Origin of the sequence: Baekduia soli (assembly GCF_007970665.1) — a bacterium.
In the GTDB taxonomy this organism is placed as follows: Bacteria; Actinomycetota; Thermoleophilia; order Solirubrobacterales; family Solirubrobacteraceae; genus Baekduia; species Baekduia soli.
Genome location: NZ_CP042430.1, coordinates 4310968 through 4325432, shown reverse-complemented (window position 1 = coordinate 4325432; position 14465 = coordinate 4310968). Strand labels below are relative to the sequence as shown.

14 protein-coding genes are annotated in these 14465 nt (G+C 75.4%); 6 read left to right on the top strand and 8 right to left on the bottom strand.

Going from position 1 to position 14465, the window contains the following annotated elements; translation table 11 throughout:
* Nucleotides 1-49 precede the first annotated feature (49 nt).
* Entirely contained in the window at nt 50-1510 is a 1461-nt protein-coding gene (locus tag FSW04_RS20975; protein ID WP_146922163.1) for an aldehyde dehydrogenase family protein, read from the bottom strand.
* Between the two features lie 22 nt (nt 1511-1532).
* The gene (locus tag FSW04_RS20970) at nt 1533-2675 is read right to left on the bottom strand and encodes a CaiB/BaiF CoA transferase family protein (protein WP_146922162.1); all 1143 of its coding nucleotides are present in this window, start codon (nt 2673-2675) and stop codon (nt 1533-1535) included.
* A 50-nt stretch (nt 2676-2725) separates the two neighbouring features.
* On the opposite strand from FSW04_RS20970, the gene FSW04_RS20965 reads away from it, so the two are divergent.
* The 3 genes from FSW04_RS20965 (at nt 2726) to FSW04_RS20955 (ending at nt 6117) form a co-directional block, all read left to right on the top strand.
* Nucleotides 2726-3910 carry an acyl-CoA dehydrogenase family protein gene (locus FSW04_RS20965; RefSeq protein ID WP_146922161.1) on the top strand — a complete coding sequence of 395 codons (1185 nt, stop codon included), beginning with the start codon at nt 2726-2728 and terminating at the stop codon, nt 3908-3910.
* Nucleotides 3910-4584 (top strand): GntR family transcriptional regulator, encoded by a 675-nt coding sequence (locus FSW04_RS20960; RefSeq protein WP_146922160.1) that lies wholly within the window; start codon nt 3910-3912, stop codon nt 4582-4584. The genes FSW04_RS20965 and FSW04_RS20960 overlap by 1 nt, the downstream gene beginning before the upstream one ends.
* Before the next feature lie 159 nt (nt 4585-4743).
* Entirely contained in the window at nt 4744-6117 is a 1374-nt protein-coding gene (locus FSW04_RS20955; protein ID WP_146922159.1) for a hypothetical protein, read from the top strand.
* Nucleotides 6118-6344: 227 nt separating this feature from the next.
* Here the strand turns inward: FSW04_RS20955 and FSW04_RS20950 are convergent, their stop codons facing one another.
* Nucleotides 6345-6890, bottom strand: coding sequence for a VOC family protein (locus FSW04_RS20950; protein ID WP_146922158.1), 546 nt, complete (start codon nt 6888-6890; stop codon nt 6345-6347).
* A gap of 126 nt (nt 6891-7016) precedes the next feature.
* Here FSW04_RS20950 and FSW04_RS20945 point away from each other — a divergent pair, with 126 nt between their 5' ends.
* Nucleotides 7017-7817 carry an SDR family NAD(P)-dependent oxidoreductase gene (locus FSW04_RS20945; RefSeq protein WP_187368967.1) on the top strand — a complete coding sequence of 267 codons (801 nt, stop codon included), beginning with the start codon at nt 7017-7019 and terminating at the stop codon, nt 7815-7817.
* A gap of 89 nt (nt 7818-7906) precedes the next feature.
* Nucleotides 7907-8716 (top strand): SDR family NAD(P)-dependent oxidoreductase, encoded by an 810-nt coding sequence (locus tag FSW04_RS20940; protein WP_146922156.1) that lies wholly within the window; start codon nt 7907-7909, stop codon nt 8714-8716.
* Between the two features lie 31 nt (nt 8717-8747).
* On the opposite strand, the gene FSW04_RS20935 is transcribed toward FSW04_RS20940, so the two are convergent.
* The gene (locus FSW04_RS20935) at nt 8748-9158 is read right to left on the bottom strand and encodes a helix-turn-helix domain-containing protein (protein WP_146922155.1); all 411 of its coding nucleotides are present in this window, start codon (nt 9156-9158) and stop codon (nt 8748-8750) included.
* A 157-nt stretch (nt 9159-9315) separates the two neighbouring features.
* On the opposite strand from FSW04_RS20935, the gene FSW04_RS20930 reads away from it, so the two are divergent.
* A complete protein-coding gene (locus FSW04_RS20930) occupies nt 9316-10485 on the top strand; it encodes a serine hydrolase domain-containing protein (RefSeq protein WP_228430621.1) in 1170 nt (389 codons plus the stop codon).
* A 23-nt stretch (nt 10486-10508) separates the two neighbouring features.
* Here the strand turns inward: FSW04_RS20930 and FSW04_RS20925 are convergent, their stop codons facing one another.
* From FSW04_RS20925 to FSW04_RS20910, 4 genes are all read right to left on the bottom strand, one after another.
* Nucleotides 10509-11483: a GGDEF domain-containing protein gene (locus FSW04_RS20925; RefSeq protein WP_187368966.1), complete on the bottom strand. Its 975-nt coding sequence runs from the start codon at nt 11481-11483 to the stop codon at nt 10509-10511.
* Between the two features lie 75 nt (nt 11484-11558).
* Complete coding sequence (locus tag FSW04_RS20920; protein WP_146922153.1) at nt 11559-11897, bottom strand: hypothetical protein; 339 nt, start codon at nt 11895-11897, stop codon at nt 11559-11561.
* Nucleotides 11898-12011: 114 nt separating this feature from the next.
* Nucleotides 12012-12515 (bottom strand): SRPBCC family protein, encoded by a 504-nt coding sequence (locus FSW04_RS20915; protein WP_228430620.1) that lies wholly within the window; start codon nt 12513-12515, stop codon nt 12012-12014.
* Nucleotides 12516-12529: 14 nt separating this feature from the next.
* Complete coding sequence (locus FSW04_RS20910) at nt 12530-14299, bottom strand: PKD domain-containing protein (protein WP_146922152.1); 1770 nt, start codon at nt 14297-14299, stop codon at nt 12530-12532.
* Nucleotides 14300-14465: the final 166 nt, after the last annotated feature.

The following is a 14465-nucleotide window of genomic DNA, read 5'->3' as shown; positions in this document are numbered from 1 at the left end:
CGGGCGTCATCGGTAGTCGTCCACGGTCTCCGACCGTGGGCCCGGGCGCTCAGGTCGCCCGCAGGTACACCGTCTTGCTCGTCGTGAAGAAGTGACGGGCGGCCTTGCCCTGCTCGCGGCTCATGCTGCTCGAGCCCTTGACGCCGCCGAAGGGCACGTGGGGCTCGCCGCCGGTCGTCTCGCGGTTGACGTGCACGATGCCCGAGCGCGTGCCGCGCACGAAGGCCATGGCGCGCCCGAGGTCGCGGGTGAAGACCGCCGAGGACAGCCCGAACTCGGTGTCGTTGGCGGCGGCCAGCGCCGCATCGAAGTCCTCGACCTCCTGCAGGACGAGGACCGGTCCGAAGATCTCCTCGCGCATGAGGCGGCTGTCGGGGTCCACGCCGGTCAGCACGGTGGGCGCGACGAAGCACGCGGCTTGCGCCGCCGTGCCGGTGGCGAGCACCTCGGCGTGCTCGTCGCGGGCCAGGTCCAGGTAGGAGCGCACGGTGGCCAGCTGCTGGGCCGAGGCCAGCGGTCCGACGTCGGTGGCCTCGTCGTAGGGGTCGCCGACGACGAGCGCCCGCACCTGCCCGGCCAGCAGCTCGCGGAACTCGGCGGCGGCGGTGCGCTCGACGTAGACGCGGCTCGTGGCCGTGCAGCGCTGACCCGTGGCGATCATCGCGCCGCGCATGACCTGGGCCGCGGCGTCGGGCAGGTCGGCGTCGGCCAGCACGATCGCGGGGTTCTTGCCGCCGAGCTCGAGCTGGACCTTGACGTTGCGGTCGGCCACGGCCGCGCGCAGGCCGGCGCCCACCGGGCCCGAGCCCGTGAACGTCAGGGCGGCCAGCCGCGGGTCGCCGGTCAGCGCGCCCGAAAGGTCGCGGCCGTGGCCGGTGACGAGGTTGAGCACGCCGTCGGGCAGCCCGGCCTCCTGCAGGACGGCGGTCAGCAGGACGGCGCTGCCCGACGCGGCCTCGGCGGGCTTGAAGACCACGGTGTTGCCGAAGCCGAGGGCGGGCGCCAGCTTCCACGTCGGGATCGCGGAGGGGAAGTTCCACGGGGTGATCGCGCAGACGATCCCCAGCGGCTCCTCGACGGTCATCAGCAGCGTCGCGGGGTCGGCGCTCGGATAGGTCTCGCCGGAGGGTTGTGACAGCTCGCCGGCGAAGTAGCGCAGGATCGCCACGCTGCGCAGGACCTCGCCCCGGGCATCGCGCGCCGTCTTGCCCATGTCGGCGGTCAGGCGCCGCCAGGCCTCGTCGACGCGGGCCTCGAGCAGGTCGGCGGCGCGGCGCAGGACCTCCCCGCGCACGGGCGCCGGCGTGGCGGCCCAGCCCGGGCCGGCGGTCTCCGCGGCGTCGTAGGCGGCCCGGACGTCGCCGGCGCCCGCCGCGGCGAAGGTGCCCGTGCCGCGGTCCAGGTCGGCCGGGTCGAACCGCTCGTAGGTCGCGGCGGCCGATCGCCAGGCGCCGCCGATGAACAGGGTGGTCCCGTCGTCCAGCGAGGGCGATGGGGCGGTGTCGAGCATGGGGCTCCTGTCGGGGTGGGGGCTAGGCGCGGGAGGGCTCAGGATGCGCCGCGTAGGGCGGCGGGGCCGAGCGGTAGGTCGGCGGGGTGGCCGAGAGGCCGATGGGGTTGCGCGTCAGGCCGACGGTGCTGCCGTCGGGGCGGGGAAGCGGCACGATGGGCTCCAGCCCGAGCCGCGCGGCCAGCGCGAACGCCGCGCCGACGTCATTGACCACGCCGGCGGGCACGCGCACCGCCGTCAGGGCCTGCGCCCAGTCTGGGGCAGGGCGCGCGGCCAGGCGCTCGACGAGGGTGGCGCGCAGCGTCTCGCGGTGTTCGACGCGCGCGGTGTTGGTGGCGTAGCGCGGGTCCGCGGCCAGCGCCGGGACGCCGAGGACCTCGCACAGCGCCGCGAACTGCCGGTCGTTGCCCACGGCCAGGACGAGCTCGCCCTCGGCGCAGGGCAGCGGCTCGTAGGGCGCGACGCTGGGGTGCTGGTTGCCCATGCGGGTCGGCACGACGCCGCCCGCGGTGAACGCCGAGCCCTGGTTGACCAGCGCGGCCAGCAGCGAGGAGAGCAGGTCGACCTCGACGCGCTGGCCCTCGCCCGTCGCGGTGCGGTGGCGCAGGGCGGCGAGGATGCCGACGGTCGCGAACAGCCCGGCGAGCACGTCGACGAGCGCAACCCCGACCTTCTGCGGCTCGCCGCCGGCCGGGCCCGTGATCGACATGAGCCCGCCGAGCGCCTGGATGAGCAGGTCATAGCCGGGCAGGTCGGCGCCCGCGCGGCGGCCGAACCCGGTGATGGAGCAGTAGACGAGCGACGGGTCGGCGGCCGACAGCGCCTCGTAGCCGAGGCCGAGGCGGTCCATGACGCCGGGGCGGAAGTTCTCGACGACGACGTCGGCGCCCGCCGCCAGCGCCCGTGCTCGCTCGAGGTCGGCGCGGTCGGCGAAGTCCAGGACGACGCTGTCCTTGTTGCGGTTGACCGACAGGTAGTAGGTCGCCTCGCCCGCGTCGTCGTAGGGCGGGCCCCAGGTGCGGGTGTCGTCGCCCGCCGCGCCCGGGCCGCCGCGCTCGATCTTGACGACGGAGGCGCCGAGGTCGGCGAGCAGCATGGTGGCGAACGGCCCGGCGAGCACCCGCGAGAAGTCGACCACCCGGACGTTGTCGAGTGCCGAGGGCATGTGGTTCAATGAATCCTAGATCTTCGAAACTCTAGGGTCAAGGAGCCCGCATGTCCGCCACGAGCGCCCCGCCAGAGATCCGCCCGCACGACTTCCTGTCGACCGATGCGCTGCTGAGCGACGAGGAGCGCGACATCCGCGACGCGGTCCGGGCCTTCGTGCGCGACCGCGTGGTCCCCAACGTGGGGGAGTGGTTCGAGGATGCGACGGTCCCCGCCGAGCTGCTCGGTGAGCTGGGGCGGCTGGGCGTGCTGGGCATGCACCTGGACGGCTACGGGTGCGCGGGGGCCAGCGCGACGGCCTATGGCCTCGCGTGCCTGGAGCTGGAGGCCGGCGACAGCGGGCTGCGCAGCCTGGTCTCCGTGCAGGGCTCGCTGGCGATGTACGCCATCTGGCGCTGGGGCAGCGAGGAGCAGAAGCAGCAGTGGCTGCCGCGGATGGCGGCGGGCGAGGCGCTGGGCTGCTTCGGGCTGACCGAGCCCGACGCGGGCTCGGACCCCGGCGCGATGCGCACCCGCGCGCGGCGCGACGGCACGGACTGGATCCTGCACGGCCAGAAGATGTGGATCACCAGCGGCTCGCGCGCCGACGTCGCGGTGGTCTGGGCGGCCACCGACGAGGGGATCCGCGGGTTCCTGGTGCCGCGCGGCACCAAGGGCTTCACGACCCAGGACATCCACAAGAAGCTCTCGCTGCGGGCGTCGATCACCTCCGAGCTGCTGCTCGACGACGTGCGCCTGCCCGCCGAGGCGATGCTCCCGGAGGCCACGTCGCTGCGCGGTCCGCTGTCGTGCCTGAACGAGGCACGCTTCGGCATCGTCTTCGGCGCGATGGGCGCCGCCCGGGCCTGCTTCGAGTCGGCGCTGGAGTACAGCAAGGAGCGCATCGTCTTCGGCCGGCCGATCGCGGCGACCCAGATCCAGCAGCAGAAGCTGGCGTTCATGGCCACCGAGGTCAACCGCGGGATCCTGCTGGCGATGCACCTGGGCCGGATGAAGGACGCGGGCACCCTGCGCAACGAGCACGTCTCGATGGGCAAGCTGGCCAACGTCAACGCGGCGCTGGAGGTCGCGCGCACCGCGCGCCAGGTCCTCGGCGCCAACGGCGTCACGCTCGAGTACCCCGTCATCCGTCACATGAACAACCTGGAGTCCGTGGTGACCTACGAGGGCACGGCCGACGTCCACGCGCTGGTGGTCGGCGGCGCGCTGACCGGCATCCCGGCCTTCCGCTGATGGCCGCCGGCCCGGTCGGCGCCCGGCCCACCGGGCCCGGGACGACCCCGCAGCACGCGCTCGACGCGCTGCGGCGGGCGATCGTCGCGGGCGAGCTGCGCCCCGGGCAGCGCGTGCGCCAGGAGGACGTGGCCGAGCGCCTCGGGGTGAGCATCGCCCCCGTGCGCGAGGCGCTGCGGGTGCTCGAGCAGGAGGGTCAGGTCACCTACCGGCCGCGGCGCGGCTACTTCGTCACGGAGCTGCGCATCGACGACCTCGAGGAGATCTACGCGCTGCGCCAGGTCCTCGAGGACCGGGCGGCCCGGGCGGCGCTGCCAACGCTCGACGACGACGCGCTGGACCGGATCGTGCTCGCGGCCCGCGACTGCGTCGACGCCGCCGAGGCGGGGGACGTGGCCGGCGAGCTGGAGGCCAACCGACGCTTCCACTTCGCGATCCTCGAGGCGCCCGGCCATCCCCATGCCATGCGGCTCATCCGCCTGCTGTGGGACTCGACGGAGGCCTACCGGGCGATGTACTACAACTCGCCCGAGGAGCGCCACGCCGCCGTCGACGCGCACGACCGCATCCTGGCCGCCATCCGCGCCCGCGACGTCGACGCCCTGGTCGCCGAGCTCGACGCCCACCGCCGTCGCGCGCTCGACGTGCTGGCGGGCATCCTGGCGCCGGGCTGAGGCCGGCGACGTCGTGCTCGGCCCCGCGCCGGGCCTGCGACGCCGGCTGAGACCGGCCTGGGGCGGCGTCGAGGTCGCCCGTCGTACCGGTCCCCGGGCCGCCCTCGCGTCGATGCCCTAGCGTCGGCCCGTCGTCTGTCGACCCGAGGAGGCCGCGGCATGGCCGTGACGCAGGGACGCCCATCGCGTGGCAGCCGCGGCAGGACGCCGCGCCGGTGCCCGGCGCCGATCGGCGTGACGGCGGTCGTCGCCCTCGCCCTCGCGCTCGCCGCCGTGGCCGCCCGCCCGGCGCGCGCCGAGCCCGTCGTCGGCATCGGCGAGGCCAACCCAGCCGCCTTCGCCGATCCCCGGTTCCTGGCGCTGGGCCTGCACGCGGCGCGGCTCGTCGTGCCCTACGACGCGGTCGTGCGCGGCGGCTGGGAGCGCGACGCGGTCGACGCCTGGATGGCGGCCGCCGCGGCCCACGGGCTCGAGCCGTCCGTCGCGTTCGAGCACTCGCGCCACCCCGGGACCGCGCCGTCGGTCGCCGCCTACGGGGCGGCGCTGGCGGCGTTCCACGGGCGCTATCCGCAGGTCGGGATCGTGACGCCGTGGAACGAGCCCAACCACGTGTCACAGCCGACGTGGGACGACCCGGCCCTCGCGGCGGCCTACTACGACGAGGCGCGCCGCGTCCTGCCGGACGCGCGCCTGGTCGCCGGCGACGTGCTCGACATTCCCGGCGCGCTGGACTGGCTGCGCGCCTACCGTGCGCACCTCGGCACCGATCCACGGCTGTGGGGCATCCACGACTACGGCGACGCGACCGACCTCACCGACCCGCTGCAGAGCACGACCGCGGCGCTGCTGAGCGCCGTGCCCGGCGAGCTGTGGGTCACCGAGACCGGCGGCATCGTGCGGTTCTGGCCGTTCCTGGACGTCGACCTCGCCCGCGCCGCGCGCTCGACAGCGCACGCGTTCGTCCTGGCGCGGATGTCGCCGCGGATCACGCGGATGTACCTCTACAACTGGTACGGGCCCGTGCCGTCGGCGCCCGGCTCGTGGTGGGACACCGGGCTGGTCGGCGCCGACGGCACGCCCCGCCCGGCGCTGGACGTCGTGCGCCGCGAGCTGGCCGTCCCGCGGGCGGCGCCGGGGCCGGCGTCGAACCGGGTCGCACCGGCGGACCTGGCGGGGACCGGCTGCGCGGGGCAGGCACGGGTCGTCGACGGGCCGGGCGAGACGGTGCTCTCGGCAGGATGCCGCGCCCGCCTGCGCCTCTCGGCGCGCCGGCGCGGGACGCGGACCTTCCACCTCCTGCTCGTCCGCACGGCGGCCGGCCGCGGGCACCTGACGCTCCAGGTGTCCGGCTCGGGCGTGCGCCGGGTCACGCGCACGACCTCCGCCTCGCGGCAGCGCCTGACGGTGCGCATCCCCCGCGGACGCGCCAGGCTGCGGGTGACCGCGACGTTCGACGGCACCGCCGGCTGGGCCGACGCTCGGCTGCCCCAGCGCACGCTGCGCCTGCCGGTCCACCGGCGCCCGGGCCGGTGAGCGCCCCGGAGATCGCCTGGCCGCCGGTCTCCGAGCTGGTCGGCCTCGGGCTCGGCGGCGCCGGGTCCCGCTCGTCGACGAGGCCCACCGCGGCCTGCTGCGCTGCGTCCGGCCGGCTGCACGGGCACCCGCGCACGCCATGCGACCTGGCACGACGCGGGCCACCGCCAGGCCGAGGAGGGGCCCGAGCAGGTCGCGTCCGCGCTCCTGGACCTGCTGGACGCGCCCTAGCCGGCGCCCTCGGCCACGAGCGCCTCGATCGCGTCGGCGAGGTGGACCGTCCCGATGGCCTCGGCGCCGGCCGCGACCCGCAGCTCGTGGGCCCGGCGCAGGACGGCGGCGTGCGTCCGGCCCGCGGGCGGCTCGAACCGGTAGGACGCCAGCTCGATGAGCAGGCCCAGAGGGTCCTCGAAGTAGATGGAGTCCATGAAGCCGCGGTCCTTGACGCCGCTGTGGCGGATGCCGCGCTCGTCGAGGCGCCCGACGGCCTGGGCGAACGTCGCCTGCGACAGCGCGAACGCGAGGTGGTGCACGCACCCCGGGTCGGTCGGCGTGCGGCCCGGATCGGCCACGCGGTCCTCGTCGGTGAACACGGTGATCAGGCGGCCGTCGCCCGGGTCGAAGTACAGGTGGCTCTCGGCCGCGTTGTCGAGGTTGGGCTGCTCGAAGACGAACGGCATGCCCAGCACGCCCTGCCAGAAGTCGATGGATGTCTGGCGGTCCGCCCCGACGAGCGTCACGTGATGGACGCCCTGGCTCTGCAGTCTTCGCACGACCTTGTCCTCCCGCCGGTGGATGTGCCGCGACTTCTACACGCCCGGCGGCCGCCCGCCTAGGCTCCGCCGTGCGGTGGCGCACCCGCGCGCCGCATGCGCACACCGCGACCGAGGAGGACCATCATGTTGCTCGCTGGCAGGACCTGCGTCGTGACGGGCGGCGCGAGCGGGATCGGCGCGGCCACCGCACGGGTGCTCGTCCGCGAGGGCGCCCGGGTGGCGGTGCTCGACCGCCGCGCCGACGACGCGCGCGCGGTCGTGGAGGCGCTGGCGCCCGCCGACGGAGGCCCGCACCTGGCGCTGGAGGCCGACGTCGCCGATCCCGCCGCGGTGCGGCGCGCCTTCACGGCGGTCCTCGAGGCGTTCGGGCGTCTCGACGGCCTGGTCAGCTGCGCGGGCATCCGCATCACCGGCGACCCGCTGGAGGTGACCCCGGAGGACTGGCACCACGTGATGGACGTCAACCTCAGCGGCGCCTTCTACTGCGCCCAGCACGCCGGGCGCGCGATGGTCGCCCAGGGCTCGGGGTCGATCGTCAACATCTCGTCGGCCGCCGGCCTGGTCGCCGTCGACCGGCGCGTGGCCTACAACGCGAGCAAGGCCGGGCTGCTCGGCCTGACCCGGGGCCTGGCCCGCGACCTCGGCGGGCGGGGCGTGCGGGTCAACGCCGTGTGCCCGGGCCTCATCCGCACGCCGCTGACCGAGCCCTACTTCGAGGACGAGGCGTGGGTGGCGGCGCTGAGCGACGTCATCCCGTCGGGCAGCGCCGGCGAGCCGGAGCACATCGGCGACGCGTGCGCGTTCCTGCTCAGCGACCTGGCGGCCTACATCACGGGCATCGCGCTGCCCGTCGACGGCGGCTTCACGGCCTACGGCTCGTTCGGCAGCCCGTCGGCGTTCACGGCCGACCGCCGGGCCCGCTGAGGTGAACCGGACCTGAGCGCCCCGGTCCCGCGCAGGGCGGGGGCGATCCGCGCGACGCGCCGCGCCGCCGACGACTAGCGTCTGCGCGCATGCAGGAGATCGACTTCGGGCTGACCGGCAAGGTCGCCATCGTCACCGGCGGCGGCGCGCACCCCGAGGGGGTGGGCAACGGCAGCGCCGCGGCGATCATGCTCGCCCGCGCCGGCGCCCGCATCGCGCTCGTCGACATCGACGAGGTCGCCGCCCGCAGGGCCCATGACCTCATCGTCGGCGAGGGCGGCGTGGCCGAGGTCCACCACGGCGACGTCGGGACCGAGGAGGACTGCCGGCGCGTGGTGACCGACATCGCCCGCCAGCTCGGTCCCCCCGCCGTCCTGGTCAACAACGTGGGCATCGCCGGGCCGCCCGGCACCGCCGTCGACGTGGATCCCGACCGCTGGGACGACGCCATGCGGATCAACGTCAAGTCGATGATGTTGATGGCGCGGTTCGTCATCCCCTACATGATCGAGGCCGGCGGTGGGTCGATCGTCAACATGTCCTCGGCGGCCGGTCTGCTCGGGGGTCACCCCGCGGTGACGTACGCGACCACCAAGGGCGCCATCACCCAGCTCACCCGGACGATGGCCGCGCAGCACGGCCTCCAGGGCATCCGCGTCAACTGCGTGGCGCCGGGGATGGTGTACACGCCGATGGTGCGCTCGCGCGGCATGACGGACGAGATGCGCGAGATCCGCCGGAAGCGCTCGCTCATGCAGACCGAGGGCACCGCGTGGGACGTCGGCAGCGCCGTGCTGTTCCTCGCCGGTGACCTCGCGCGCTGGGTGACCGGCGTGACCCTGCCGGTCGACGCCGGCTACTCCGCGGGCTCGCACCTGCCCAGCCCGCCGCGGCGCTAGGCCGGGCGGGGCGGGGCGGCGAGTGGCCCGCTCAGGACGCCTGGTAGCCGCGCTGGGCCTTCTTGGCCCGGCCGTCGTTGACGAGCTTGGTGAGCGTCGAGGCGACGGTGCCCCGGCCGATGCCGGTCTCCGACGCCACCTGGCCGGCGGTCTTGGGCTCGCCGGCGATGGCCTTCAGGATCGCCTCGCGGTTGGCGCCGCGCGGCGCGCGCCCCGCGGCGGTGCGCCGCCGGCGCGCGCTGCCGCCCGTTGCGCGGCGCGGGGCGGCGGGGGTCGCCGCCCGGGCGGAACGGCGCGGGGACGACGACGCGCCGTCGGCGCCGCCGAGCCGCGCGATCGCGTCGCGCAGCTGGTCGGCCTCGGCGACCAGCGGTCCGATCTGCTGATCGATCTCGGCAAGGCGCGACTTCATCGACGTGATGGCGTCCTCGAGAACGGCCATGGTGCTCCTCGGGTGGGTGTGACCGGATACGTGGCGCCCCACCATAGTGACCCGGCGTCGGGTGTGTCACCCGGCGCGGCGCCGAGTTCCCTAGGCTGGCGGGGTGTGACCACCCGCCTGGCCGCGTGTGGTGTCAACGACGGGCGGGAGGGCGACGATGGGCGACACGATGATCGACGGCGAGGTGGCACCCGGCTTCGAGGCCGTGCGCACCGCCTTCGCGCAGAACTTCGAGCGCTTCGACGAGGTCGGCGCGGCGTTCGCGGTCACCCTCGACGGCGTGCCGGTGGTGGACCTGTGGGGCGGCCTGGCCGACCGCGAGAGCGGGCGGCCGTGGACCGCGTCCACCATGCCGGTGATCTTCTCGGGCACCAAGGGCCTGGCCGCGTTGTGCGTGCTCATGCTCGTCGACCGCGGGGTGATCGACCTCGAGGCGCCGGTCGCGCGCTACTGGCCCGAGTTCGCCGCCGAGGGCAAGGGCGCGGTCACCGTGGCCGAGCTGGCGTCGCACCGCGGCCGTCTCCCCGGCATCCGCGAGAAGGTCCGCCACGACGACATCACCGACGACCGCGCGATCGCCGCGCGGCTGGCGGCCCAGCCGCAGGAGACCGACCCGCGCGCCGCCGACGCCTACCACGCGTTCACCTACGGCTGGCTGTGCGGTGAGCTCGTCCGCCGCGCCGACGGGCGCAGCGTGGGCCGCTTCTTCGCCGAGGAGGTCGCCGGACCGCTCGGCCTGGACCTGTTCATCGGGCTGCCGCCGGAGCGCGAGCCCGACGTCGCGACGATGGCCTACACCCCGAGCTGGGGCGGCTACGCGCAGTGGGACGGCGAGTCCATGCAGTCCGACGAGCTCCTCGGGCGCGTGTGGAACAACCCGCAGATGTTCCCCATGAAGTGGGTGCCGTGGAACCGGCCCGACTGGCACGCCGCCGAGATCCCCGGCGCCGGCGGCATCGGGACGGCGCGCTCGGTCGCGCGTCTCTACGGGTGCCTCGCCCGGGGCGGGGAGGTCGACGGCGTGCGGCTGCTCTCCGAGGAGTCGCTGCAGCGCGGGCGCACCGAGCTCACGCGCCGCTGGGAGCCCATGCTCAACGAGCCGATGGCCTTCGGCGTCGGCTTCCAGCTGCAGACCGATCTGCGGGTGTTCGGCCCGCCGCCGGAGGCGTTCGGTCACCCCGGCGCCGGCGGCTCGGTGCACTGCGCCTGGCCGCTGCAGCGCGTGGGCATCTCCTACGCCATGAGCGCGATGCGCGACGACCGGCCGGTGGACCCGCGGCCGCAGGCGCTCATGTGGGCGGTCCACCACGCGGTCACCTCGGCGTGACCAGTCGCCGCGCGTGACCGTCCTCAGGCCGCGAGGGTGGTCGGCGGCGCGGCGGTGACCACGCGGTCGCGGCCGCTGCGCTTGGCCGCGTAGAGCGCGGCGTCGGCGGCGAGCATGAGCGCCGCGTCGCCGTCGCCGTGCAGCGGGGCCGTGGCCACCCCGACGCTGACCGTCGACCCGACGCCCGACTCCCGGACCCGGCGCTGCACCTCGGCGGCCGCGCGCTCGGTCGCGCGCTGGTCGGCATGGGGCAGCACGAGCGCGAACTCGTCGCCTCCCATGCGCCCGACGCGCCCGGCACCGCGGGCCGCGACGTTGAGCACCACGGCGACCTCGCGCAGCGCCGCGTCGCCCGCCGAGTGACCGCCCGTGTCGTTGAGGCGCTTGAAGTCGTCGACGTCGACGTAGATGAGCCCGAGCGAGGCGCCCTTGGCGCGCACGTGGCGCAGCTCGTGCTCCAGGCGCTCGGTGAACGCGCCGCGGTTGAGGACGCCCGTGAGCGGGTCGGTGGCCGCCCGGTCCAGGAGCTGGTCGCGCAGGACGCTGATGACCCAGCCGATCAGCACGGCGATGCCCATCGTGAACATCCAGCGGTCCAGCGCGGCCTCGGGGGAGGCGATGGCCACCAGGGCCGCGCCGAGGAGCAGGCCGGCGAGCGCGAGGTGCGCGGCGGCGACGCGGACGGGGAAGAAGTACGCGGAGTACACGGCGCCCGCCACGAAGAAGCTCGCGCCGGGGTTGCCGGGGTCGCCGGAGAGGTAGACGCCCGCCGAGACCATCGCCACGACGGCGGGGACGGCGAACCACACGAACCAGGCCGCCGGGCGCCGGCGTCCGAAGCGGCCGACGACCGCGGCGGTCAACGCCCCGCAGAGCGTGAGCACGAGCTCGACGCCCCGATGGGCGTCGGGGGTCAGGTCGGCCAGCAGCGACACGCCGGTCATCGCGCTCGCCACGCCCACCATGAGCGCGAACCAGCGCGCAAGGACCGCGGGCACGGGAATCGGCAGCGGGCGTTCGCTCCTCACTGCCCCGGTATCGGCCGTGCCTCCTCGGACTGCAGCGCCGCGCCGTCAGGAGGACATCGGGCGCCCGTCCGGGGTCCGCACGCGATCCGCGGCCGCCTCGTCGAAGCGCCGCCGGAGGGCGACGACCTCGACCTCGCCGAGGGGATGGTCCTCGCCGCCCCAGGCCACGGTGCGGCGCGTGCGCTGCAGCTCGGCGTCGGTGGGCGCCAGCACCGCGAGCACGTACTGGCCGATCGGGCGCACGAAGCGGTACATCCGCACGTCGCCCTCCTCGGCCAGCGCCTCGGCGGCGCGCTGGGCGGCGGCGGCCGCGGTCGACTCGTCGACGTAGATGCGCGCGAACGCGTGGACGACGCCTCCGCCGGGGAGGCGGTGCTCGGTCATGGGCGGCGCGGAGGTGGCGGGGCGGGCACGCCCGGGCCATACCCGGCCGCGCCGGGCGGCATGCGCGACATGGCGTGGCCGGGCGGCGGCACGCCGGTGGCGTGGCCCCGGCGCTCAGTCGCCGTCTGACCGCGGCGGGTCCGGCGTCGCGGGCCCCCGGCCCAGCGCGAGCTCCTCGAGCCGCCGCAACGACTCGACGTTGCGCCGGTGCACGAGGTGATGGGTCAGCGGGTTGAACGCCAGGCGCGTCAGCGGGTCGCCGGCGTCCTCGGTCATCGTCACGAGCGTCGAGCCGCCCTGGGCCTCCAGGCGCAGGTCGACGTGGGCGGTGCCCAGGGGGCGGGCCCTGGCCTTCAGGCGTAGGTGGCGCGGTGCGTCGGCGGCGAGGACCTCGGTGGTGTCGTCGAGCTTGAGCGGCCCCCAGCCGACGCGGTGGTGGATCTTCGCGCCCACGGCCGGCCAGCCGCGGTCGGCGGCGCGGATCGTGTCCGAGCCGACGACCCAGTGGGCGTAGGACGCGGGGTCGGAGAGCACCGCGAAGAGGCGATCCGGGGAGGCGGGGATCAGGCGCTCGGTCTGGGCCATGCCCGACGGGTACCCGCGCAGGGCATCCGTCACCGGCGCACGGGCGCTCAGCCGGTCGCCCGACCGGTCCAGTGCGAGCGGTGGCGCGACGTGCCGCGGCGCAGGCTCAGGCGGTAGCGCAGCGCGCCCGTGCCCGCCGAGGCCGTCAGCCTCCCCGTCGCGCGGATGATGCGCCCGTGCCGCCGGGCGGTGAAGCGGCAGCTCGCCGAGCGTGAGCCGGCCTTCGCGCTGCATGTCAGGCCGGTGATCCGCCAGCCGCGCAGGCGCCGCGTCAGCACCGCGCGCAGCGCGGCCCGCGCGCGGGCCCCCGTCAGGACGGGGACGGGGACGGGGGCAGTGGACTGGGCGAGGACGGGCTGGTCGACGGCCGGCGGCGTCGCGGGTGGCTCCACCGGCGCCACGGGGGGCGCCACCAGCGGTGGCGGCGCGACGTCGGGGCCGCCGGACGGCGGGCCGCCCGGCATGACGACGACGGGCGCCGTCACCGTCACCGCCTGGGTCCTGATCGAGCTGCCGCCGGCGTTGCCCGCGGTGAGCCGGACGGTGTAGGTGCCCGCGGCCGCGTAGCGGTGCGACGGGCTCTGGGTCGTGGCGCTCGCGCCGTCGCCGAAGTCCCAGCGCCAGGTCACCGGCGCCGAGGTCGACGTGTCGGTGAACGTCACGTCGAGGTCGTGGACCGACGCGGTGAAGCTCGCGAGCGGCGGACGCACGACGGTGACCGTGCGCTGCTCCTGGGTCGACCCGGTCGCGTTGCCGGCGGTCAGCGTGATCGTGTACGTGCCGGGCTGGGCGTAGACGTGGGCGGGCGGCGTGCGCTGCGTGGCGTGCGCGGTGCCATCGCCGAAGTCCCAGTCCCACGACGTCGCGCTGCCCGTGCTCGTGTTGGCCACGGCCGCCGACAGCCCGTTCGCGGTGACGGTGAAGTGCGCGGCCGGTGCGGGCGGCGGCGGGGGCGCGCTGCCGTGGCAGGTGAGCGAGCCGGAGTCGGACGTGCCGCTGCCCACGAACTGCCAGTCGGCGCCGTTGGCGTGCAGGGTGAGCTTGAGCAGGCCGTAGACCCCGTTGCTCTTGCCGCCGGTGCCGACGACGATCTGCCGGGGGCCGGCCGGGTCGGCCTGCCCGTCGGCGTTCAGGGCGACCGCCCCGGTGTAGCCGTGGTTGTGGCCGTCGAGGACGAGATCGGCGCCCGCGTCGTAGAGGTCCTGCCAGACGTCGTGGAGCCTGCCGTTGACCGTGTCGAGCGGGTGGTGCCAGAAGGCCGCGATGCACGGCTGCGACGTGGTGGCCAGGTCCTGCCTGAGCCACGTCTCCTGCGCGGACCCCGCGGCGCAGGACACCGGGGTGCAGCCGTCGCTCGTGTTGAGCCCGATGAAGTGCCAGGACCCGACGTCGAAGGAGTACCAGCCCTGGCCGCGGGTGCCGGCCGCGACCTCGATCGAGGCGAAGTAGTCGAAGTACCCCGAGGCGCCGGAGGTCTCGTACTCGTGGTTGCCGGGCACGGGCCGCAGGACGGGGCGCAGGAGCGGCTGGCCCCATGTCGTGCCGAAGTAGCTCTGGAAGTCCGACAGGTCCCCGCGGTCGTACTGCAGGTCGCCCATGGCCAACAGCGCGTCGAGCCCGCCGGCGCTCTGGAGCTGGCTGACCGCCAGGCCCGCGGTGTAGGCCTGGCTGCACGGGCCGGGCGTCGTGATCCCCGGGCTGTCGCAGGCCACGTCCCCCGCGGCCATCACGACGGGATCGGCGGCCTGGGCGGCGCCGGCGGCGGCCAGGGTGGCCGCGAGGGCCAGGGCGATCGCGACGGGGCGGAGTCGGCGCATGCGGGCCGACGCTACCGGTGACGTCGCACGCCGGCCAAGGCATCCTGGACCTCCGGTGGGGGAGTCCGGATGTCAGGACGCCGACAGCGCCATGCGTCGGTTCCGGCGACGATCCGCTGCTTCTGGACCGCCGTGCGCAGCACGCGCGAGATGTCATCTGCGACAG